Source organism: Acholeplasma sp. ORD1043 (assembly GCF_057808485.1).
The window spans coordinates 12,374-35,728 of sequence record NZ_JAQLOJ010000014.1 but is presented as its reverse complement, the minus strand read 5'-3'; the positions used below and the strand labels follow the sequence as shown (position 1 = coordinate 35,728).

General features: G+C 32.0%; 16 protein-coding genes. 3 read left to right on the top strand and 13 right to left on the bottom strand.

Annotated features, from left to right (window positions below; all coding sequences use genetic code 11):
- Positions 1-20: 20 nt before the first annotated feature.
- Both PG914_RS05885 and PG914_RS05880 read right to left on the bottom strand, forming a co-directional pair.
- Positions 21-4,532, bottom strand: coding sequence for a PolC-type DNA polymerase III (locus PG914_RS05885; RefSeq protein ID WP_488822785.1), 4,512 nt, complete (start codon positions 4,530-4,532; stop codon positions 21-23).
- 8 nt (positions 4,533-4,540) lie between these two features.
- The gene (locus PG914_RS05880; RefSeq protein WP_488822784.1) at positions 4,541-5,308 is read right to left on the bottom strand and encodes a DUF1189 family protein; all 768 of its coding nucleotides are present in this window, start codon (positions 5,306-5,308) and stop codon (positions 4,541-4,543) included.
- 166 nt (positions 5,309-5,474) lie between these two features.
- Between PG914_RS05880 and mnmL the strand changes: the two genes are divergently transcribed.
- On the top strand, positions 5,475-6,419 hold the full coding sequence (gene mnmL / locus PG914_RS05875; RefSeq protein ID WP_488822783.1) for a tRNA modification radical SAM protein MnmL/YtqA: 945 nt from the start codon (positions 5,475-5,477) through the stop codon (positions 6,417-6,419).
- Positions 6,397-6,921 (top strand): tRNA 5-(aminomethyl)-2-thiouridylate-methyltransferase MnmM, encoded by a 525-nt coding sequence (mnmM, locus tag PG914_RS05870; RefSeq protein WP_488822782.1) that lies wholly within the window; start codon positions 6,397-6,399, stop codon positions 6,919-6,921. The genes mnmL and mnmM overlap by 23 nt, the downstream gene beginning before the upstream one ends.
- A gap of 25 nt (positions 6,922-6,946) precedes the next feature.
- Here mnmM and PG914_RS05865 read toward each other — a convergent pair whose 3' ends face one another.
- The 4 genes from PG914_RS05865 to acpP form a co-directional block, all read right to left on the bottom strand.
- Positions 6,947-7,354 carry a hypothetical protein gene (locus PG914_RS05865; RefSeq protein ID WP_488822781.1) on the bottom strand — a complete coding sequence of 136 codons (408 nt, stop codon included), beginning with the start codon at positions 7,352-7,354 and terminating at the stop codon, positions 6,947-6,949.
- Between the two features lie 171 nt (positions 7,355-7,525).
- A complete protein-coding gene (locus tag PG914_RS05860; RefSeq protein ID WP_488822780.1) occupies positions 7,526-8,023 on the bottom strand; it encodes a hypothetical protein in 498 nt (165 codons plus the stop codon).
- 99 nt (positions 8,024-8,122) lie between these two features.
- On the bottom strand, positions 8,123-10,534 hold the full coding sequence (gene leuS, locus PG914_RS05855) for a leucine--tRNA ligase (protein ID WP_488822779.1): 2,412 nt from the start codon (positions 10,532-10,534) through the stop codon (positions 8,123-8,125).
- A 152-nt stretch (positions 10,535-10,686) separates the two neighbouring features.
- Entirely contained in the window at positions 10,687-10,917 is a 231-nt protein-coding gene (gene acpP, locus PG914_RS05850; RefSeq protein WP_488822778.1) for an acyl carrier protein, read from the bottom strand.
- Positions 10,918-11,042: 125 nt separating this feature from the next.
- Here acpP and PG914_RS05845 point away from each other — a divergent pair, with 125 nt between their 5' ends.
- On the top strand, positions 11,043-11,966 hold the full coding sequence (locus PG914_RS05845) for a lactonase family protein (protein WP_488822777.1): 924 nt from the start codon (positions 11,043-11,045) through the stop codon (positions 11,964-11,966).
- Between the two features lie 78 nt (positions 11,967-12,044).
- Here the strand turns inward: PG914_RS05845 and PG914_RS05840 are convergent, their stop codons facing one another.
- The 7 genes from PG914_RS05840 to PG914_RS05810 form a co-directional block, all read right to left on the bottom strand.
- A complete protein-coding gene (locus PG914_RS05840; protein ID WP_488822776.1) occupies positions 12,045-12,620 on the bottom strand; it encodes an NADPH-dependent FMN reductase in 576 nt (191 codons plus the stop codon).
- A 104-nt stretch (positions 12,621-12,724) separates the two neighbouring features.
- A complete protein-coding gene (locus PG914_RS05835) occupies positions 12,725-13,960 on the bottom strand; it encodes an aminopeptidase (protein WP_488822775.1) in 1,236 nt (411 codons plus the stop codon).
- Positions 13,961-13,963: 3 nt separating this feature from the next.
- Complete coding sequence (locus tag PG914_RS05830; RefSeq protein ID WP_488822774.1) at positions 13,964-16,897, bottom strand: DNA polymerase III subunit alpha; 2,934 nt, start codon at positions 16,895-16,897, stop codon at positions 13,964-13,966.
- A 62-nt stretch (positions 16,898-16,959) separates the two neighbouring features.
- Positions 16,960-17,385 carry a flavodoxin gene (locus PG914_RS05825; RefSeq protein WP_488822773.1) on the bottom strand — a complete coding sequence of 142 codons (426 nt, stop codon included), beginning with the start codon at positions 17,383-17,385 and terminating at the stop codon, positions 16,960-16,962.
- A gap of 45 nt (positions 17,386-17,430) precedes the next feature.
- The gene (locus PG914_RS05820; protein WP_488822772.1) at positions 17,431-19,491 is read right to left on the bottom strand and encodes a LapB repeat-containing protein; all 2,061 of its coding nucleotides are present in this window, start codon (positions 19,489-19,491) and stop codon (positions 17,431-17,433) included.
- 88 nt (positions 19,492-19,579) lie between these two features.
- Entirely contained in the window at positions 19,580-21,427 is a 1,848-nt protein-coding gene (locus PG914_RS05815) for an ABC transporter ATP-binding protein (RefSeq protein ID WP_488822771.1), read from the bottom strand.
- The gene (locus tag PG914_RS05810; RefSeq protein WP_488822770.1) at positions 21,417-23,252 is read right to left on the bottom strand and encodes an ABC transporter ATP-binding protein; all 1,836 of its coding nucleotides are present in this window, start codon (positions 23,250-23,252) and stop codon (positions 21,417-21,419) included. The genes PG914_RS05815 and PG914_RS05810 overlap by 11 nt, the downstream gene beginning before the upstream one ends.
- Positions 23,253-23,355 lie beyond the last annotated feature (103 nt).

Below are 23,355 nucleotides of genomic sequence, written 5' to 3'. Positions count from 1 at the left end.
TAATGTGAAAATAAAGATATTTATATAAAAGCAGCGAATAAACCGCTTTCAATTTCACCAGAGGTCTCTTTTAAATCACCAAAAGCATTAATTGATTCAAGTCTTTCGAATACAGTTTTATTAAGTTTTGTACGTCTTTGAACGTCTTCTTTGGATGTAAATGGCTTCTTTTTTCTATTCTCCACAGTATCAATTGCTGCTTGTAATCCAAGCCCATCAATTGATATGAATGGCATTCTAAGACCATCTTTTTCCATAACAAATTCGCTTGCTTCACTCTTATTAATATCCACGGGTAAGAATTTGAACCCTCTTCTTGTCATTTCAAGTGCGATATATAATGTGACTAAAACGTCTTCATCTTTGGCTTTAAGATCGGTTGAATTTTCCATCTTAATAATTTTATTTCTAATTGCATTGTAACCTGCAACCATTGTGTCATGGTCAAATTGAACAGCTCGTTTTGAGAAGAATCCACTATAGAATAATAGCGGTTTATAAACCTTAAACCATGCAATTCGCATTGCCATAATGACATAGGCAGTCGCGTGTGCTTTAGGGAACATATACTTAATTTGTGAGGCACTCCAAATATACCATTCTGGTACATTATGCGCACGCATAACAACTTCATATTCGGCCCATTTAGCTGGGTTGGCTGATGGTTTACCTTTTCTTACGAATTCCATAATCTCAAAGGCTTTTAATGGTTCTAAACCATAACCAATGAGTTCGACCATAATATCATCACGACAACCAATCACATCATCAAATGAAATCTTGCCATATTGAGTGGTTCCAAGGACTAAGTCTTGTGAGTTCTTTAACCAAACATCCGTTCCGTGGGATAAGCCAGAAATCTTAACTAACCCTGCAAAACTTGATGGTTTGGTATCAAATAACATTTGTCTTGTAAAACCTGTCCCAAATTCAGGGATTGCATAACTTGCAACTTCTCCATAAACTTCTTTATCTTCAAAGCCTAATACTTTAGTACCTTGGAAGAGTTCATAAATCTTTGGATCATCAACAGGAATATCTTGTGCTCTATTAAACGGGAACTCACCTGGATGTTCATAGACATAATCCATTAAGAATTTAATCATGGTTGGGTCATCATGTCCTAGAATATCTAGTTTTAATAAGTTATCTTCAAACGAGTGATAATCAAAGTGTGTTGTTTTCCATGCAGCATTTATATCATCTGCTGGATATTGAATTGGTGTAACATCATAAATAGTTTTATCTTTAGGTACGACAACAATCCCACCTGGGTGCTGACCAGTTGAACGCTTAACGCCTTCAATACCTTTAGCTAACCATTCAATATATGCACTTCGTTTAGTTAATCCTTGGTCTTCTAAATAACCTCTAACATAACCAAACGCATTTCTTTCAGCAACTGTTTGAAGGGTTCCAGCTCTAAATGAGTAATTTTCTCCAATCAATTCTCTTACGTATTCATGGGCTTTAGCTTGATAGTCACCTGAAAAGTTTAAGTCTATATCCGGCACTTTATCTCCATCAAAACCTAAGAATGTTTCAAACGGAATATCGTGTCCATCCTTATGCAGTTTAGCTTGACAATGCGGACAGTTCATATCAGGAAGGTCATAACCAGATTTAACATGTTTTAATGCTTCAATGTATGGTTCATCAATCGCGGATACACCTTGTTCGATAATTTCCTCATCACTCATCTTAAAGACTGAATAATCACCATTTTTACATCTGTAGTGCGGTTTTAGAGGATTTACTTCAGTAATTTCCATTAAGGTTGCAACCAGTGAGGAACCAACCGAACCACGAGAACCAACTAAGTAACCATCATCAAGTGACTTCTTAACAAGTAAATGTGAAATATAATAAATTGGTGCGAATTTGTTATCAATGATATTTTTTAGTTCGCGTTCAATTCTTTGATTTACATAGGGATGAATCGTTGATCCATAAAGTTCATGGGCTTTGTTGTAAACTAAGCATTTAACTTCTTCTGCAATCGATTCAATGCCTAATGTATCTTTGAATGCATCATCTTGAATTGAATATAAATCTTTAGGGAATGCTTGAATTTGTTCAATTGAATCAGCTAATTTTCTTGTGTTAGTAACAACAATTTCATAAGCTGTATCATTATCTAAGAAACTAAATGCATCAAGCATTTCTTGTGTTGTTAATAAATGTTGGTCAGGCGAAACATCATAGTTTGCTAATGGATGTAATCCACCACCAACTGATTTTGTATGAATATAAATTTCACGGTATTTTTTATCTTCTGGATTTAAGTAATGTGCATTTGAAGTCGCAATGACTGTTTTATTCAATTCTTTTGCTGTATCAACGATTCGTTTTACAATGGATTGAATAATTTCTTTACCAAAATCACCTAATCCCTTTTCTAAATGCTTATAGGCTGGAATTGGATGTACTTCAACATAGTCATAGAATGAAATTGCACGACGTAATTCATCATCATTCTTATTTAATGCAGCTTCAAATACTTCGCCAGTTTCACTTGATGAACCAATTAAAACACCATTTCTGTATTTATTAAATACCGATTTAACGAGTCTTGGACCATCACTAAAATGTTCAGTTAATGCATCTGATACGATTTTAAAGAGATTTTTATAACCCACTTGGTTTTGAGCAATCACTGTCGCAGTATATCCAAATGGATGTGGCCATACCTTATCAGGTTCGATTGAGGCATCAATTTCATAATAAGTCATGATTTCTTCTTTATAAAAATTTTGAAGCATTGCTAAGAAAATTTCTGCTGTTGCATAAGCATCATAAATAGCTCTATGGTGTGCTTCTAAATTAACTTTAAAGAACTTAGTTACCGCTTTTAAATTAAATCGTTTTAAATCAGGAATATTACCAGAATCTGTTGCATAAAATCTTGCATGATTTTCAGTCTTGTTCTTATGGTTATAGAAATATCTTGCAAGGTTTAATGTATCAATAACTGCGAAATCTTCATGATTAATTCCTAATTGTTTAGCTTTTTCAATAATAAAGTTCACATCAAATGAAGCATTATGAGCAACAAGGACTGAACCCTTAATAAATTCCATGAATTCTGGTAAGACTTTTTCAATGGTGTCTTTACCTTCTAACATTTCATCTGTGATATTTGTTAAAGATGTTGTAAATGCCGATAATTTTTCTTCCGGATTAACTAACACTTCAAAACGTTCACCGATGATTCCACCAACGACCTTATAAGCTGCAATTTCAATAATCTTGTCACGAACCACAGACAGACCTGTGGTTTCAATATCAAATACAACGTAAGTTGCTTCTTTTAAATTAAAGTCTTCATGATAGTCCCAAGCAATCTTGAATTGTTCTTCATCAATGTATTCAAGTTCGACACCAAAAATCGGTTTAATCTTTTTACCTTTAACTGCTTTAACTACATCAGGGAAGGCATAAACACCATTTTTATCGGTAATAGCAAAAGCCTCATGACCCCATTTTTCAAGCGTTGCAACATAATCTTTGATGTCAGTTACAGCATCCATCGGTGAAGCTTTAGTGTGAATACTAAATTCAACACGCTTCTCTTTAGATTTATCCATTCTTTCTTGTTTCTTTGGACGCTCGATTTGATATAAAGCTTTAGCCATTAAAATAATCTCTTTTTGGAAAGTATCAAATTGAGCTTCACCTGAAACTTGAACAATATCGCCAACTTTAATCGCTTTAGCCAGTGCGATATCTTTATCGCTTCTGACAAATCGTTTAACTGTGATTGCATCTTGTTCATCAGAAATAGAGAATGTTAAAAGGTTGGTATTCTTTAAAGCTCTAAATTCAGTTTTAAAGACTTCCCCTTCAATAAGGAAGTTCGCATCACCTTTTTCGTTTTTATATTTATCAAGTAAATATTGAGTTGATGGGATTTCACTAATTGGAACGGCAAGCGGTGAGTGTTTATTCGTAAAACTTGTTTTTTCCGCTAAAACAATTTCACTTTGGTTTTGTGCCAATGATTTTAAGTTTTCTTGTTCCTCTTCAATTCTTCTGGCTACTTGTTCTTCAACTGTTTCTAATTGTTCATTGATTTTAATCTCAAAAGAAACACCTAATCCGTGTTTTGAAAATACTCTCTTTAGTTCAGGGAAATATTTTTTAACAACCACACCATCTTTTTCAACAATCACATAGTATGTATTATTTACAAATTCAACATTCAATGTTTTAAATATTTGAATCGGTGAAAATGATTCAGCAGCTTTATGCACAATCATGTCATAATACCCTTTATAGTTAGTCGAAAGATCTGCTGTTTTAAATCTAAATTGATAATCAATATATCCAACAACATTAGGTTTTAAAAAGAATGTTTGAAGTTGATTAATAAAAAGACTCATTTGTGGAGGTGTCATTAATTCATCAAACTCAACTAAAAAATGTAATGATCTATTAGACTTTTTAGCAGTTACTCCCAGAAGTTTTGCTGTTGAAAGTGGGTGAATATTCAGTTGTGCTTGATTAATAAATGTTTCAAATAAATTTGGCATAATACCCTCTAGTTAACAACAAATTGTGATAATGCAATTTGGCTATAAATAATCAGTAATAACATCCCAATCCATGATAAGAAATTAAGACCAAATAGTAAACCGAAGGTTACACAAATGACATAGATTGTTGATGCGTACATAATTAATTTAAATCTGTTTTTAAATGTTAACTGTGTTCTTGTTAATAACGCAGTTAACAATATAAAAAATAAGGTTTGAGCAACACCTGCTCCAAAATAAAGTGAAAGTTGGAATGATTTAATTTCAAAATCATTGTCTTTTCTAATGTAATTAATTGCTTTTACAAATGTTTCAATATTCTTGTTTGAATAATCGTTAAAAGTAAAGTTTTGTAATCCTAGTTCTTCATATGGATAATATCCATACTCTCTACCTAAAAGAGTGAATCTAATGCCTTCTTCTAAAAAGATATATTCAAAATTACGAACATCAGAATTTAAAGGTCGACCAATCAATCTAATTGTATAATTGTCGATACTCAGATATTTTTCATCCGTTAAGTTATGAGCTTCAATCAAAAGTTTCCCATTTTCAATTTCATAAGGACCAAAAAATCGACTACTGAAGTTTTCTTCTATTGCTAAGATCTCATCACCTCTTAATCCATTAACTGGCACAATTGTAATAACAAACGGAATCATTAAGACAATCATCAATAAAAAAAAGTAACTCCAAACCTTAAGCCAGGAATCTTTAATGAAATGAGGTATCATTTTAGGTTGTAAAAGTGCGCTTCTAAATCTTAGATACATCTTGTCACTCCTTGTATGGTTATTATAACATGTATCAGTGCTCGAAGTAAGTTTAAAATCCTTGAAAACTACTTTCATTATTCACTTAATTTTTCAAATTATTCCATAAAAACTTCAAATGAATACATATCATACATGATATGGTAAAATAATAACTGGTGAAAATATGGACTTAATTACTGCAGAAAAACATTATAATACTCTAAACAATTACTATCGTCAAAAATTCAATAAAAAGGTGTTTAAAATTGCTTTAAATGCAGGTTTTACATGCCCAAATATTGATGGTACAGTGGCATCTGGTGGATGTACTTTTTGTTCATGGATGGGTTCTGGAGATTTTGCTGGTGATAAACACGATCCATTACCTGTTCAATTTGAAAAAATCAAGGAACAAATGCATAAAAAATGGTCAGATGGATATTATGTTGCATATTTTCAAGCAAATACAAATACGCATGCACCACTACCTAAACTAAAAGAGATTTATGAAGAAGCTGCTAGCCTAGATCCAAACATTGTCATGATTTCAATTGGTACAAGACCAGACTCACTACCACAAGATGTCGTTGATTATCTTGGTGAACTCAATAAAAGAATTCCAATTCAAGTTGAATTAGGTCTTCAAACTATTCACCAAGTAACTAGTGATTTGATTAATCGAGCACATGACCTACCAACCTTTGATGATGCAGTATATCGTTTAAGGGAAAAGAATTTAGATGTGGTTGTTCATATCATTAACGGTCTACCTGGTGAAACCAATGAAATGATGCTAGAGACCGTTAAACATTTAAACACATTACCTATTCAAGGTATTAAAATCCATATGCTCCATGTCATGGAAAAAACTAAGATGGGTTATCAATACTTAAAGAACCCTTGGCATCTTCTAACTAAAGAAGAATACGTTGATATCACGGTTGAACAATTATTATGGTTAAGAAAAGATATCATTGTACATCGCCTAACTGGTGATGCTCCAGATGAAATGTTAATTGCCCCAGATTGGACAAGAAAGAAATTCACTGTAACAAACGAAATTGATAAGAAAATGAGAAGACTCAATTTATATCAAGGTGATTACTGTGAAAAATATAAAAATAACTGATCTTGCGCATAAACTGATACTAGAAAATATAACTAAAGATTCAATTATGATTGATGCTACTGCCGGTAATGGATATGATACTTTATTCCTTGCTGAAAACTCTAAACAAGTCTATGCCTTTGATATTCAAGAAGTTGCGATTAAAAATACTAAAGAATTAACCAAGAACTTCAACAATATTACATATATTCATGATTCACATGAAAACATTTTAAAGTATGTTCAAACATATGATGGTGTTGTCTTTAATTTAGGTTATCTGCCTGGTGGTAATAAACAATTGACTACCATGACACATACGACGATTGAAACATTAGAAAAGCTTCATAAAAATGCTAAAGGCTTTATCTTAGTTGTCGCATACCCAGGTCACCTAGAAGGATTAAAAGAATCCGTTGCAGTTCAATCATTCCTAGATAAAAATGAAATTAAATACCGTGTCATAAAATTCATGCACGAAACAAAAAACGAAGCACCTTATATATACTTTTGGAAGTACTAGGTGCTTCGTTTTTTTTGTTGTACGACTAGATTAGAGAGGCGTCCAATCTGTCTGCGGTAAATTCAACGAAATCATTGATTTTAAATGATTTTGGTAGCCCCAATTCAAAATGATTTTTAAGACTCACAAGAAATCCTTCAATCATTACGAGAGCGAGAATTGGATCGATGACTTTACCTCTTAATATATACTCATAAAAGGTTTCACCTTTTAAGATGGCGTATTTTTGCTTATCTTTATCTTCTATCTTTTTTAGTTCAAACTCTTTTTGATAGTTTAAGACTGATAAACTTTTGATTCCTGTACCAATGGCAGGTATTAATTCCCCATAATGCGGTACATTGTGACACATCAAGACTAAGTCATGCTTACCGTCAGTTACCACAAATTCAGCATAATGGAAATCGTAACGTAGAATGTCCTTAATCTTCATGTGCATGTTTCCCCTTTATATGTTGGTTAAAGTTTTTAAATGTTAGGAGCAATTGAACTTAAACCACTTACATCATACAAGAAGATATTTTGATATTCAACATTTTGAAAATAACATGCAAATTTCTCAAATTAAGTTGCATAAAAAAAGATTATCATATGATAACCTCTTTTATTCATCCTTAAATGATTTCTTAATATTGATCTTTCCAGTTAAAATTTCAACCTGATATCCGAGTTCTTTAATTAGTTTTTTAAGTGTTCTTTTAAAGACTCTAATTTTATATTTTTTCCCGTTTTTATGAGTTATTTCTAAAATCCCACCATCGTAATATGCAATAAATGGTAATTTATACCAAATGTTAGGTACATAAGTCATTTTAGCAATCTTATCAAGTGGTAATTCAATTGGTTTTTCTTTTGATTTAACATCAATTAGAGATTCTGTAAACACGACAGTTTGTTTTTTAATAAAGTAAGCAATGATACATGCAGTAATTGGAAAAATAACCGCTAGTATTGCAATACCTAAAATCGTATACTTTAACACTTCTAAATATTCAATAAAGTATGACGTGAATAGAGGAATCATAATCAAAATTATGAGTTCAATGATATAGATATAATAAAAGGTTTGCATGAGATCGTATTTGATAGTTATTTTTTTCATATGAATTTACCTTTATCTTGAGTTTATTTATTTATTTACTAAATACATTATACTTTAAAAAAGAATCATGGGGACAACTAAATGTTATCCCCATGTTGATTATTTAGCTACAATATTTACAATTTTGTTTGGAATGACAATTGTTTTAACAACTGTTAATCCTTCTAGATGTTTTAAAACATTTTCATGTTCAAATGCCATCTTTTTAACATCAACTTCTGGAAGATCACGAGATACTTGCATCTTCGCGCGAAGTTTACCATTGACTTGTACAACCACTTCAACTTCGTTTACAACTAAATGTGCCTCATCATAAGTTGGCCATTCAGAATAAATTAATTCCTCATGATGGTTAAGTACTTCTTGGTTTAATTCTTCTGTGATATGAGGTGCGATTGGATTAAGCAGTTTTAAGAATCCTCTTGCTTGATTTTTACCAATCTTTTGAACCTTAAAAACTTCATTAACAAAGATCATCATTTGAGCAATTGCCGTATTAAATGCTAATTTCTCATAATCATCTGTTACTTTCTTAACAGTTTGATGGTAAATCACTTCAAGTTCTTTAACATTATCATTTGTTATTTCAAAATCAAACATTCTCCAAACACGTTCTAAGAATCTCTTAGAACCGTCTAAACCATCATCACTCCAAGGTTTTTCAGCTTCAAGTGGTCCCATAAACATTTCAAATACACGGAGTGTATCTGCACCATGTGATAAGAAAATATCATCTGGTGATTTTGTATTACCTTTAGATTTACTCATCTTAGAGTGGTCTTCACCTAAGATCATACCTTGATTAACTAACTTTTTGAATGGTTCTTTGCTAGAAACAAAGCCTAAATCATAGAATACTTTATGCCAGAAACGAGCATATAATAAGTGACCAACTGCATGTTCTGTACCACCAACATATAAGTCAACTGGTAAGAATTGATCTAGCACTTCTTTAGCTTCAGCTGAATCTAGCGGAATGTAACCAAGATTTGATTTTAATAAGTAACCAATGTAATACCAGCTTGAACCAGCAAGTTGTGGCATAGTATTGGTATCTCTTCTATATTGTTTACCGTTCTTAGTAAAGTTTACCCAATCGGTTGCATTAGCAAGTGGTGACTCACCAGTACCTGATGGTTTGATATATTCAAGATATGGAAGTTCTAGTGGTAATTCTTCATCTGGAACTAAATGAATATTCCCTTCTTGGTCATAATAAACAGGGAATGGTTCACCCCAATATCTTTGACGAGAGAATACCCAATCTCTTAATTTATAGTTATGATGTCCAAAACCAATGCCACGTTTTTCAAGATAATCAATCATCTTCGCTTTAGCTTCTTCATTATTTAAGCCATCTAAGATACCTGAATGAATATGAATGCCATCGCCTTCATATGCACCTTCAGTACCACCTTTAATAACTTCAATAATTTCAAGACCATACTTCATTGCGAAATCATAATCTCTTGAATCATGTGCTGGAACTGCCATCACAGCACCTGTTCCATAGTTTACAAGGACATAGTCAGCAATCCAAATTGGTAGTAATTTACCCGTAATTGGATGTTTTGCATAAGCACCTGTAAAGACACCGGTCTTAGTCTTATCAGAAATTCTATCAAGTTCTGACTTCATCTTAGTTGTTTGAATATATTTCTTAACTGAATCTAATTCATCTTCAGTTGTGATTTCAAGAACTAGTGGATGTTCAGGTGATAAAACAGCATAAGTTGCTCCATATAATGTATCAGGGCGAGTTGTAAAGATTCTAAATTTAGCATCACTACCAGCAACTTCAAAGTCAATCATTGCACCAGATGATTTACCAATCCAGTTTCTTTGCATTTCTTTTAAGTTTTCTGGCCAATCAACTAATTCTAAATCTTGTAGTAATCTTTCAGCATACTCAGTAATTCTTAATACCCATTGACGCATAGGTTTTTTAATAACTGGGAAATGTCCACGTTCAGAAACCATTTGTCCATCGATAATTTCAATTTCATCGTTAGCAAGTACGGTACCTAAACCTTCACACCAGTTAACCTCAACATCTTTTAATACTGCTAAGCCTCTTTCATAAAGCTTTTTAAAAATCCATTGAGTCCATTTATAGTATTCAGGGTCTGATGTTGCAAGTTCTTTATCCCAGTCAACACCTTTACCCATTTCAATAATTTGTCTTTTAAAGTTTTTAATATTTTGATAAGTAAATGATTTTGGATCTTTGCCGGTTGCTAATGCATATTGTTCTGCAGGTAAACCAAAAGCATCCCACCCCATTGGTGAAAATACATTGTACCCTTGCATTCTTTTAAATCTAGAAACAATATCAGTAGCTGAATAACCTTCAACGTGTCCAACATGTAATCCAGAAGAAGACGGATATGGGAACATATCTAAAACATAGTATTTAGGATGAAAACGATCGTTTTTAGTCTTAAATAGTTTTAAATCTAACCAATGCTTTTGCCATTTCTTTTCAATTGTTTGATAATCATAATTTCTCATGTTTATAACCTTCTTCCATTGTTATCTATTATATTTGAAAATATAATATTATTCAATGAAAAAAAGCCCATTTCAAAGACTACAAAAAAAAGATGCAAAGTACTAGCCACTTGCATCTTTATCTTTTATCTCCAATTACTGGAAATTGATATTTATTTTTTTTCGATGTATGACACTAAGTCGTTTACAGTCTTGATGTTTTGTAGAACTTCGTCAGAAATTTCAATAGAGAATGCATCTTCCACTGTCATGATTAATTCTACTGCATCAATTGAGTCTGCTCCAAGATCTTCTACTAATCTAGCTTCTGGAGTAACTAAAGACTCTTCAACTGCTAACTCATCAACAATTAGCTGTTTTACTTTGTCGTATACTGCTGCCATGTTAAACCTCCTACAGTTCTAGCAATTTTGTACCACTACATTATATCATACTTTATTTTTAGTTGAAGTGTAGTGAAATGCTTTCTTTAGATGATATAATAGTATAAGGAAAGTTGAGGGTATATATGAAACTACTCGTTGGAACATATACAAAAAATACATCAGAAGGTATCTATCAGGTTGAAGATGATAAAGTTACACTTTATAACAGATTATTCAATCCAACTTACTTTACTTTAGGCGAAGGTCATTTATTCACACTTGCACGTGGTGGGATTGAAATCTATCAAAACAATATACTTGTTTATGAAGATCATAGTGAAGCACACAGCCCTGCACATATTTGGTTTGAACCAACACTAAATATGATCTTTACTGCCAACTATCATGTTGGTCAAATGTCAACCTATCGTTTTGATGGACCAAACACTAAAAAACTACAAACAATTATTTATCCATCAGGATCACATGCACATCAAGTTGTCTACAATGCTAACCTACAAACATTATTTGTTGTTGACTTAGGACTTGATACAATCTTTACATATGAAATTGATACAAATGGTAAGTTAGTCTCTAAAAAGGACTTAACTCTACATAAAGGTGTAGGTCCAAGACACTTAGTTGTTTCAGATAAAGGTTTTGTTTATTGTTTAACTGAATACTCACATGAAATTTATATCTATAATGAAAAGTTAGAGTTTGTTAAAAAAGTAGGGACAATTGATAAGCAATTTGCAGGTATTTCATCTGCTGCAATCCGTTTAACTCATGATGGACGCCACTTATATGTATCAAACCGTGGTTATGATACAATTACTCACTTCTTGGTGAATAATGATGGTATGTTAAAACAACAAAGAATTTACAACACTCAAGGAAAACATCCAAGAGACTTCAATTTATCATTAGATGAATCTAACATTGTTGTTGGTAACATGCACTCTAATAACTTATCTGTCTTTTCAAGAAATACAGAAACTGGTGAATTAAAGTTTGTTAAACATATTAATGTACCAGAACCAAGTTGTATTGTCTTTATTCCATAAAAAATAAATCCCAAATTTCTGGGATTTTTTATTTGATAAAAAAACTACTCCAATCATAGAGTAGTTAATTTATTTTAATTAGATTTTACCTTCGCGTACTAATTGTAAAGCTTTAGCCCATTTAGTAACTTGACTAAATAGTGCTACAACTTCTGGATTATGCCATGGTCCTGGTGCGAATACTGCTTCAGGTGTACCAAATTTTTGGAAGTCATTTGTAAAACCAATATGGATAGCTTGTGAAACAACTGCTAAACCTTGGAATGATACCATTTCTTTAGCATTTGAGATTGCACGAGTAGCCCCCATCCAACCATAACCTACGAATGCTAATGATTTATTAGCAACTTCCGCTTTTAAAAATTGTAAAGCGTTTTGTAAAGTACCTGGGATTACGTGATTGTATTCTGGTGTAACAATAACATAACCATCAAATGATGACATTGTTTTACTCCAAGCACCGATTGCAGCGATTTGTGATTCTGAAGCATTTGAGCCTAAGAATGGTAAATCAAAATTTTTAAGATCTACTAATTCAAAAGTAACATCTTCTAAATTTTGTTTGTTCGCTTGATCTAAGACCCAATTTGCTACAGTTTCTCCAACACGGCCTTCTCTAACCGAACTTAAAATAATTCCAATACGAATTGACATATTTCTCTTTCTCCTAACATGTTTATATATTTACTGGGATTATGATATTACGAATTCGAAATATATTCAAATCATTTGCAACAAAAAAGGAAGCTTTCGCTCCCTTAGATTACAAAATTCCCATTTTTGAACACAATCACTTTTGAACCATCTTGTTTAGTACCAACAATTTCCATATCCGCTGAACCAAACATAAAGTCAACGTGAACATGTGAATTGTTGTAACCTTTCTTTTCTAGTTCCGAAATTGGTGTTGATGTTCCATTCTTAATATTCATAGGATATGCACGTCCAAGTGCCATATGGCAACTTGCATTTTCATCATATAAAGTATTTAAGAATAAGATATTCATATTTGAAATTGGTGAATCATGAGGAATTAAAGCAATCTCACCAATGTATCTTGAGTTCGCATCAAAGTCTAAAACTTGACGTAATGCTTCTTTTTCAAATTCAGCATCAAAATCAACGACTTTACCATCTTTGAATTCTAACCAGAAGTTTTTAATGATTTGACCATTGTTTGATAATGGTTTAGTTGCTACAACCTTACCTGATGTACCAAACTTGTATGGCATTGTAAATGATTCTTCAGTTGGAATATTTGGATTGAATACTGCACCATTACCAGCATGTTCAGCACCACCTGCCCAAACATGGTCTTCAATAAGTTCAACCACTAAATCAGTTCCTAGTGAGTTCTTGAAGTGTAATGATTTAAAGTTATGATCATTTAATAATTTGTTTTGACGAGCAAGATTTGCATTATGTGTTTCCCAAACTTGAACAGGGTCAGAATCTAATGAAACACGTGAAGCTTTAAAGATTGCATCCCAAAGTTTTTCAACACCAACTTCAGGGTCTAATTCAGGGAATAATTCTTTAGCCCAATCTTTGTTTGCTGCGGCAATAATGGTCCATTGAGTTTTATTACCCATTGTATGTTCTCTGAAGAATGAAATTGCTTTAGTGAATGTTGAGATTACTGTATTTAATTTGTTTGCATCAACACCTGATAATACATGAGGTACTGGTGAAACAATTGAAATGAAACAAGCACCTTGTTCTACAAAGTATTTGTATTGATCAATTGTAAATGATGGATTTTCAGCAAGTGCTTCTGTTGTTGCATAGTCATATGAGTAACGAGAAATTTTTTCATCGTTCCAAATAAAGTAAACTCTCTTAGCACCAGCTTTGTAAGCTTCTTTTGCAACTGCTCTTGATAATTCAACTGCTTCTGTTGTTGTTCTTAAAACAACGATTAGGTCCTTTTGGACATTCACGCCAGTCTTAACAGCTAGGCGTGCAAGTTTTTCTAATAATAATGGATTTGGCATTTTCTACACCTTCACTTTCTTTATATGATTGATAATATAGCCTTTTGCTTCTTTTGTCCCTTCAATGAAGAGATATGTTTCTTTTAATAAATCTTGATACTTTTCATAAGTACTTGGGAATATTGTACCACTAAACTTATATCCATCATCCAAATCAATGAATGCCATTTTTTGATTTTGCTTTGTTTTAATCTCTTTAACCCTTAAAACCTTAGCAATTGTGGTAATTTTGTTATCATCTTTTTGTCTTTCTTTAATTCCGTATGTCTTCTTAAGACGATCTAATGTGCCACTATCGGTATAAAAGAGATTAAACCCATATACTTCATTCTCATGTTCTTTTAAGATTTCAAACGAGAATTCTTCAACTTCTGCTTCTTTGAAATCTTTTAAGAAGCTATCAAATCCACTGGTTTCAAGATTTGCATTTTGTAACATTGAAGCATGTGTCATACCAAATGAATCAAGTGCCCCAGCTTTGATTAATGCTTCTAAAGTTTTCTTGTTTAAAACTTCTTGAAGGCGTGATTTGAAAGTACGATAATCTTTAAATTCACCTTTTGATCTTTCTTCTATAATACCTAATACTGTTTGAACCCCGACTCCTTTAATTAAGGTGAGTGGCATAATGATACCATCTTGGTAAATTTTAAAGTTTAAATCAGATACGTTTACATCAGGTTTATAGAATGGAATCATTTTACTTCTAACTTCATCTATGTAACTAAAAACTAAATCTTTATTAGAAACAACACTACTCATTAAAACAGCCATAAATGTTCTAAAGTAATGTGTTTTTAGATAAGCCATTTGATAAGCTAAAAGTGCATATGCTACTGAGTGACTACGGTTAAATCCATAATCTTTAAATGGTTCAATATATTCAAATATTTTTCTAGCAACAATTTCATCTTTACCATTGGAAACTGCACGAAAGATAAAACGCTGCTTTTCCTTCATTAAAAGTTCTTCATCTTTTTTAGCAATCGCTCTTCTTAATAAATCTGCCTCAGCAAGCGTAAATCCTGCAAAAACCTGAGCAATTTTCATAATTTGTTCTTGATAAACAATAATACCAAATGTAGGTTTTAAAATATCATCAATTGAAGCATCAACTGAATCAAAAACCCCATCATGACGGCGTTTAATGTACGTATCAATAAATTCTAATGGCCCTGGTCTAAATAAAGCTAAGAGGGCTACAATATCCTCAAAATCACTTGGTTTTAATTTACCAATAACATTTTTCATTCCCGGTGATTCTAATTGGAAAATACCTGTAGTTTCTACTCGTTTTAGCGTTTCAAAAGTTTCTTTATCATCTAGTGGAATATCATTAATCTTTAAATCAATGCCTTCAGACTTTAAGACATCATCAATAATACTTAGGTTTCTTAATCCTAAGAAATCAATCTTTAAGAATCCTAGTGCTTCTAAATCAGATGCTTCAAATTGACTTTGTAACATATCATGAGGTCCAGACTGAAGCGGTACATATTTAGTTAAATCTTCTTTAGATAAAATAATACCTGCTGCATGGGTACCAGTTTGTCTTGGTAAACCTTCAAGTTTTTCTGCAACTTTAATTAATTTTACTGCTTCTAAGTCAGATGTATCTAATCTGTTTGATTCAACACTTTTAATAATGGCTGAAACTCTTGATGGTTCTAGTTTCATTATTCTTCCAATATCTCTAATAGATGATTTGAATGCAAATGACGTAAATGTTGAAATTGAAACCACATGATGTTTCCCGTATTTATTCTTAACATATTCAATAACTAAATCACGTTTGTTATCGGGAAAGTCAAGGTCAATATCAGGCATTGTTTGACGTTCTTTATTTAAGAAACGTTCAAATAATAAATCATACTTTATCGGGTCAACATCAGTAATTCCAATTGAATAGGCAACTAGTGATCCGGCTGCACTACCACGACCTGGCCCTACTAAGATGTCATTAGTTTTTGCAAATCTTACGAAATCATAGACGATTAAGAAGTAATCAGGATAGCCCATCATATTGATGACATCTAATTCTTCTTTAAGTCTTTCTTCATAAACTTTTTTATCTTTGATTTTATTTTGGATGATTCTTCGTTCGAGCCCTTTTTCTGCTAAAGCTTTTAAATATACATCGCTTGGCGTTTGATCTTTAGTAGGAAATTTAGGCATATCAAACTTATTATTTAAATAGTTATAGTTGGTATCTTTAAATACGTTGTTAAAGTTATCGAAAATACCTTCATAATCTTTAAATAGCCTTAATAAGTCATTTTTCGATTTAAATGATTGATCCAAATTACTGAAATCTTTGATGCCTGATTCAATTTCTTTTAAGGATTCATAAGTAATCTTTTCATCATCATTTTGATAGTTAGTTTGATGAACCGGAAGACTTTGAATTTTTAAACTATTAGCTAGTTTATAAAGTGATGGTGAAACTTCATTAATTAATTTTTCATTTTGAAGTGAAACACCTAAATAGTATTTCTTAAGTGACGATTTTAAAATAAGCAGTAAGTTTTCTACATCATCTAATTTTAATTCATCATTTAAGAATAGTTTTTGATTTGTTGGTAATACAACAATCAGATCTTTTAAAAGTATTTCAACTGCTTCATATTCTAGTGATTTATCTAAAGCAAGTTTAGTAGAAAGTTCAATTAATTTTTCGAGCATTAAATCATTTGTTGCATATGCTAATAAATCAATTGAATCGTTTTTTATTACAGTTGATATCTTAACCCCTACAATAGGTTTTACTGTTTCATTTTTAGCAAGTTTTAAAAATTTATATAAGCTATGTAAATTGGTATCATCAGCTAAAGGTATTGCATCATATCCATGTGCTTTTGCAAGGTTAAATAACGCTTCTAATTTAAGCGTTGAGTTTAACATACTATATTCACTTTGAATATAAAGAACACCAAACATTTATTTCACCTTAACTAAATTATACAATATCAGGATATGAAAAAAGGATATTACAATCCTTTTTATGCTTTTGCGAAACGTTGACCAAATTCAAAGCACTCTTGTGCTTCTTTAGAAGATGGTGTTGAACTAATTCTGATGCCTTCTTCAAATAGATTTTGGCCTCGTTCACGAATACGTTCGTGCCAAGCATCCATCCATTCACCTTCACCCCATCCGTATGAACCAAAGACAGCGATTAGTTTATCACCAAGATAACCTTCTACTTCTTCATACCAAGGTAAAAATTCATCCGGTTCGAGTTCTTCAATGCCCATTGATGGACAGCCAAATGCGATTTTATCATAATTTAAGATTTCTTCCGGACTTACTTGGTCAATCATCTTTAATTCAGCTTCAACTCCAACAGATTGAATACCTTCATGGATTTTTTCAGCCATAATCTCAGTGTTACCAGTACCAGTCCAATAAACTACAAGAATTGCCATGATCTAATTCCCTTCATATATACATCTTAAATTATACATAAAAAACTAAAATTTAGCACGTTTATTATTGAAATAATAAAATAAAACACCACCAATTATAACAAATGATAGACCAATCCCATAAATTAGATAGTCTTTTAAGAGATCTTTCTCTTGAACTTCAATCGTAACTTTTTCTTGAGCTAAGTTCCCACTTGAATCATGTACGTAAAAGGTTACTTCATACAGGTTTGGTAAATTGGTTGGTATATAGGATGGTGACATTCTAACCATATTTGAGATGTCTCCATCATAATCGTCATACGCACTTACAAAATCATGGATATTAAAATGTTCGCTCTCTCTTAACGTAATTGGTTTAATTGTTAACTCAGGCAGATTATAGTCAACAACATAAATATAAATTGAGTTTTCACCGATATTATGAGAACTATCAGTTATTTGGTATATAACTTCATAAAGTCCTAGTTTGGATGTATCCAAATCTGTTGTAATTGAAACATCATCTTTTGAAAGATTTTTATCATAGTTATCATGGATTTCATCAATGAAGGATTTTAAATTGATTTGATCAAAATAGTTAATATATGAAATGTTATTGCTAAGAATAATCTCTGGGGATTGATCATCAATAACTTTCACTTCAACCTTTTGAATCATTTCATTTCCTGATTTATCTTTGGCAGAAACTTCTACCATGTAAGTACCAATCTTTTCATAATCTACATTTTGATCATTTATTTTAAGTTCAATTTCCTTATCATAATTATCCGTAATCTTTAAATAATCACGATAATTAGGTTTAATAAAATTCCTAATGACAATCTCTTTTAAAAGTTCAATTTCAGGCTTTGTTTGATCAACAACTTTAACAACAACTGGGTATGTTGCTTCATTCTTTGAAGTATCTTTAATTGTGATTATTAAGCGATATTCTCCAATTTTATCCATAGATACTTTGCCCGATATTGTGATGTTAAGTTTATTATATAAGTCATAATTATCTTCAATTTTTAAGTAGTCATAAATGTATGGTTCTAATGTGTTAACTTCAAACTCTAAATCTGATATGACATCCATCGTTGGTGCTTCTAAATCTGCAACAATAACTTGTAAAATAGCTTGTCCAAGTAGTCCTGATGAATCTCTAACTTGATATCTTACTTCGTATGTACCAAGGAAATTAGAACGTATACCTGATTCTATTTTGACATCATCCATAAATAATTCATCCACATTATCAGATACATATTCAATATAGTTTTTTAGGTCATTAAGCGTTAATACATCTTTATAATTTATCGTTATTTTGTTAGTAATTAGTCGAATCATTGGTGGTTCATCATCAATCACAGTCACTTCAAATAAGTAACTAGATGTGTTTCCTGATTGGTCAGTTGCAGTAATTCTTGCAGTATAATTTCCAACCACACTGGTATCAATTTCGTTTTCTAATTTAATTTTTATAACCTTATCGTAGTTATCTGTTACTGTAAAGTATTTATCCAGTTCTAACGTCTCATTAATGGATAAGATGACTTCTTTCTTTTGCGTAATGATTGGTTTTGTTTCATCAACAATGTGGACATTTGATGTAAAAAGCGTTTGATTTCCGCTACGATCTTTCACTTTAAAAGTTAATGGATAAGTTCCAAGTGCAGCCATATTCACTCTAGATGAATCAATACTTAATGTTAACCCTTCAAAATCATCATAGTTATCTTCATAAGAAACAAATAATTTAAAGTCTGGAAGTTTCGTACCTACATCAAAATATAAATCTTTATCTGCATGAATGACAGGATTAATTTTATCCACCACTCTAAAGGTAATAGTTTCTTCTGATGATATACCGTACTTTGGAAAGTAAACACGATATAGTACATGATATTCACCGATAACATTGGTGTTAATTACTCTAAGCGATGAAGTCCAAGCCTCATAATCATAATACATCGCAGGGTCAGTGACTTCTTTATCATCAATATACAAAATTGCATATGGTTCTGTTTTGTGTTGCTCAACAGAATCACCTAATGGTATTTCTATGGTTGTATTAAACCACGCGACGGCAAGATTCACAGTTACCACGAAAAGTTTAAACATAATTTTCACCTCATACTATAGTAGTGAAAAAATCGTTATTATTCTTTTTGAAAATAAAAAACTGCCCTTTTAAAGGACAGTTTCATTATTATATATTTTCAATTGCTTCTTCGTAACTCTTTTCTTTTTCTGCTAAGAATTGGTTTCGGTATAGTTCAAAGTATGCACCACGTTGTTTTAATAGCTCAGTGTGTGTACCCATTTCCTTGATCTTACCACCTTCTAGCATAACAATTAAGTCAGCATCAACGATAGTTGATAATCGGTGTGCAACGATTAATGACGTACGACCCTTTAATAAATGGTCAGTAGCATCTTGAATTAAACGTTCAGCTTCGCTGTCAATTGAAGATGTTGCTTCATCTAAAATTAGGATTTTAGGGTCTGCAAGTATCGCTCTTGCGAATGAAATTAATTGTTTTTGACCCATGGATAAGAGGTTACCACCTTCACCAACATGTGTTTCATATCCTTTTTCAAGTGTTTGAATGAATTGATCAAGACCAATTGCCTTAGCTGCTGCAACAACTTCTTCATCAGTTGCAGTAAGTCTACCATATCTAATGTTTTCTTTAATGGTTGTTGAGAATAATTGTGGTGATTGTAAGACGTAACCTAATTTTGAGTGTAACCAAGAAATCGAACGGTCTTTATAATCTTTACCATCCATAAGGATAAGACCATCTTTTGGTTCATAGAATCTTGAAATTAAGTTAACAATTGTAGTTTTACCAGAACCAGTGTGACCAACAAGAGCTACACTTTGTCCAGCTTTAATTTTTAGATTAAATTGATCTAAAATAATTTCGTTTGGATTGTAGTAGAATGTGACATCCTTAAATTCGATATCACCTTTTAAATCTTCCCAGTTTTCTTCTTTTTTATTAAACCAGTCACCGTAAACTTCTTTAACTTCATCTTTATCATCGATTTCAGGTACGGTATGAATTAATTCTAGAATACGTTCTGCTGATGCTTGAGCTTGTTGAAGTTGAGAAATGAAGTTTGTCATTACTTGTACTGGTTCAAAGAAATTGGTTACTGAACGAATGAATAGATATAAAATACCAATATCAATCACACCATCAATTGTAAATGATGTACCTTGATACATGATAATTGATACTGTTCCATAAGATAAGAATAAAAGAATAGATGAGAACATTGAGCTCCACATAACGGCTTTAATTGACGATCTTCGCATTTGATTAGCAGTTTCATCAAACTCCATTAAGTTTTGGTCTTCAATAACAAGTGACTTCGATGTTTTAGCACCATGGAATCCTTCGTTATATTTAGCTGTTAGTTCTGAGTTATAAAATCTTGCTTCGCGGTGTCTATGTAACACTTTCTTTCTAAAGAAGAATGACACACCAAACATAATAGGGACAGCTGCAGTTGCAATTAATGCTAATTGCCAGTTGTATAAATAAAGAATAACTAGTGTTGCAAGCATCATTAAGGCTGCCCATACCACATCAATTAAGCCCCAAGAAATAACGTTTGATAGTTTTCTTGAGTCAGATGTCATACGTGCCATAATCCAACCATGGGGCGTTTTATCATAATAAGAAAATGGTAATTTTTGAAGTGTTTCAAATGCTTCTTTTCTTAATTGGTAGTTGACTTGAGCCTCAATAATACCACCATTTTTGATGAATCCATATACAGATACTGCAAACCCAATAACAAGTAAAATAGAGCCTGCAATAAATAATGGATAAGTAGAAAAATCTGCTCCAGATTCTGTAATAAAGTGAGAAATCGCATATTGATTCATGACTGTTGTTAATGTATCAAGCGTTGCAAGCATAATAACGAACACTAACATTAAAATTAAATTCTTTTTAGATTTTAAGATAACTTTGAACAGCTTAACCCAAACAGAGAACTCAATCTTCTTGATTGCTTCTTCTTCATTAAAATTATTCTGCATGAGTTTCACCTTCTTTCAACATCGCTAAAAACTCGGCTTCAAGTTTACCTTGAATACCCCATAGCGATTTATATAAACCTTCTTGTATAGATAAATCCTGATGACGACCGATTGCTTCAATCGTACCATGGTTTATCACAATAATTTTGTCTGCTTCTTTAGCAGTTGTAATACGGTGGGTAATGATTAAGTTAGTTGATTTATATGTCTTTGCATTTAATGCTTGTCTAATCATTACATCGGTTCTGTTATCAACCGCAGAAAGTGCATCATCAAACACAAGAATTGGCTTTTCGCTGACAAGTACACGAGCGATAGCAACTCTTTGTTTTTGACCACCTGAAAGGGTAGTTCCCTTTTCACCGACTTTTGTTTCATAACCTTGCTTGAAGGTATGAATATCTTTTTCTAATGACGCAATTGATGCTGCATTTTTAACATCTTCATTACTTGCATTTCTATTCGTAATTGCAATGTTTTCAAACACTGTTTTTGAATATAAGAATGGATCTTGTAAGACTGCACCAATATACTTTCTAATATGACGTTTCTTAATATCTTTTAATTCAACACCATCAATCGTGATTGAACCTTCGTAATCATACATACGCATTAAGATATTAATGATTGTTGATTTACCTGAACCTGTTTTGCCAATGAAGGCAACTGTTTCACCTATATTAATTTCAAATGAAACATCTTTTAATAAATAGTCTTTATCATCATCGAATTTGAAATATACATGACTAAATTTAATGTTCCCTTGAATATCAGGTTCTAAAGTACCATCAACTTCATATTCTGAAACTTGTTCAAAGATATGGTCAATACGACCAATAGCAACTGATGCTTTTGAGAAGTCATTGATTAAACGGCCAAGGCCTCTAATAGGCCATACTAGAAGACCTAACAACATTAAGGTTGCGACTACAGATGCCACTGTCATCGTACCATTTCTTACCAATTCAATACATAAAATTGTGATTGCTGAATATTGTAATAATGAAACAAAGTCCATCGCTCCCCAATAGGCCGCAACGATTGTGTTTGCTTTAATGTTTGCTTCTGTGTGGTCTTGGTTTTTCTCTTCCATTTTAGCAATTTCATAGTTCTCATTAGCAAACGCCTTAACGACTTTAGTCCCTTGAACGTTTTCTTGAATAACTGTCATCATTGCCGATTCTTTTTCTTCTACTCTAGTAAATACTTTTTCGACTTTAACAAAGTAAATAATCGATGACACAGCATAAACTGGTAGGATTGCAATACATAGCCACATAATCGTTTGATTGATGAAAGACATTTGATAGATACCAGATAATAGTGTTGCCACTAAACCGATCATTTCCATTAAACGAACGACAATAAAGTTTGTTGTAGTTTCCACATCTGATGTAACTCTTTGAATTAAATCTCCTGTGTCTACATTATTGTGATACTTATAACTTAAGTTTTGAATGTGATCATACAATTTAACTCTTAAGTCTTTTGCTACGGTTTCTTGGATATTCCCCTGTACATAACCTTCTACAAACATTAATAAGTATCTAAATGTTTGGAAAGCAATCAGCGTTACTGCAACATACATTGCAGTTTGTAGTAAAGTCTCACCTGATCCAAAGAATTCAAGTAAGAATGGTGGGAAGTTTACTGGATCAATATCTGTGGGTGTCCCTAAGTTAATTGATAAAGCTCTAATTAGATATTGTGTGAATAAAGGTACGAATGAATAACTAAAGCGATGGAATACAACTAAAAGTATGAGTAATAAATAACCCCAAAGATGTCCTTTTGTTAATTTAAATAATGATTTTATCTTTTTCATGACGAATCTCCTTTGAGTCTTAGATAAATAAAAAACGAGAGTTACCCCTCGTTTAAAAAGTCAACTTAAAAAAGTTTTCTAAAATGAAAGAAGGGTAATTACA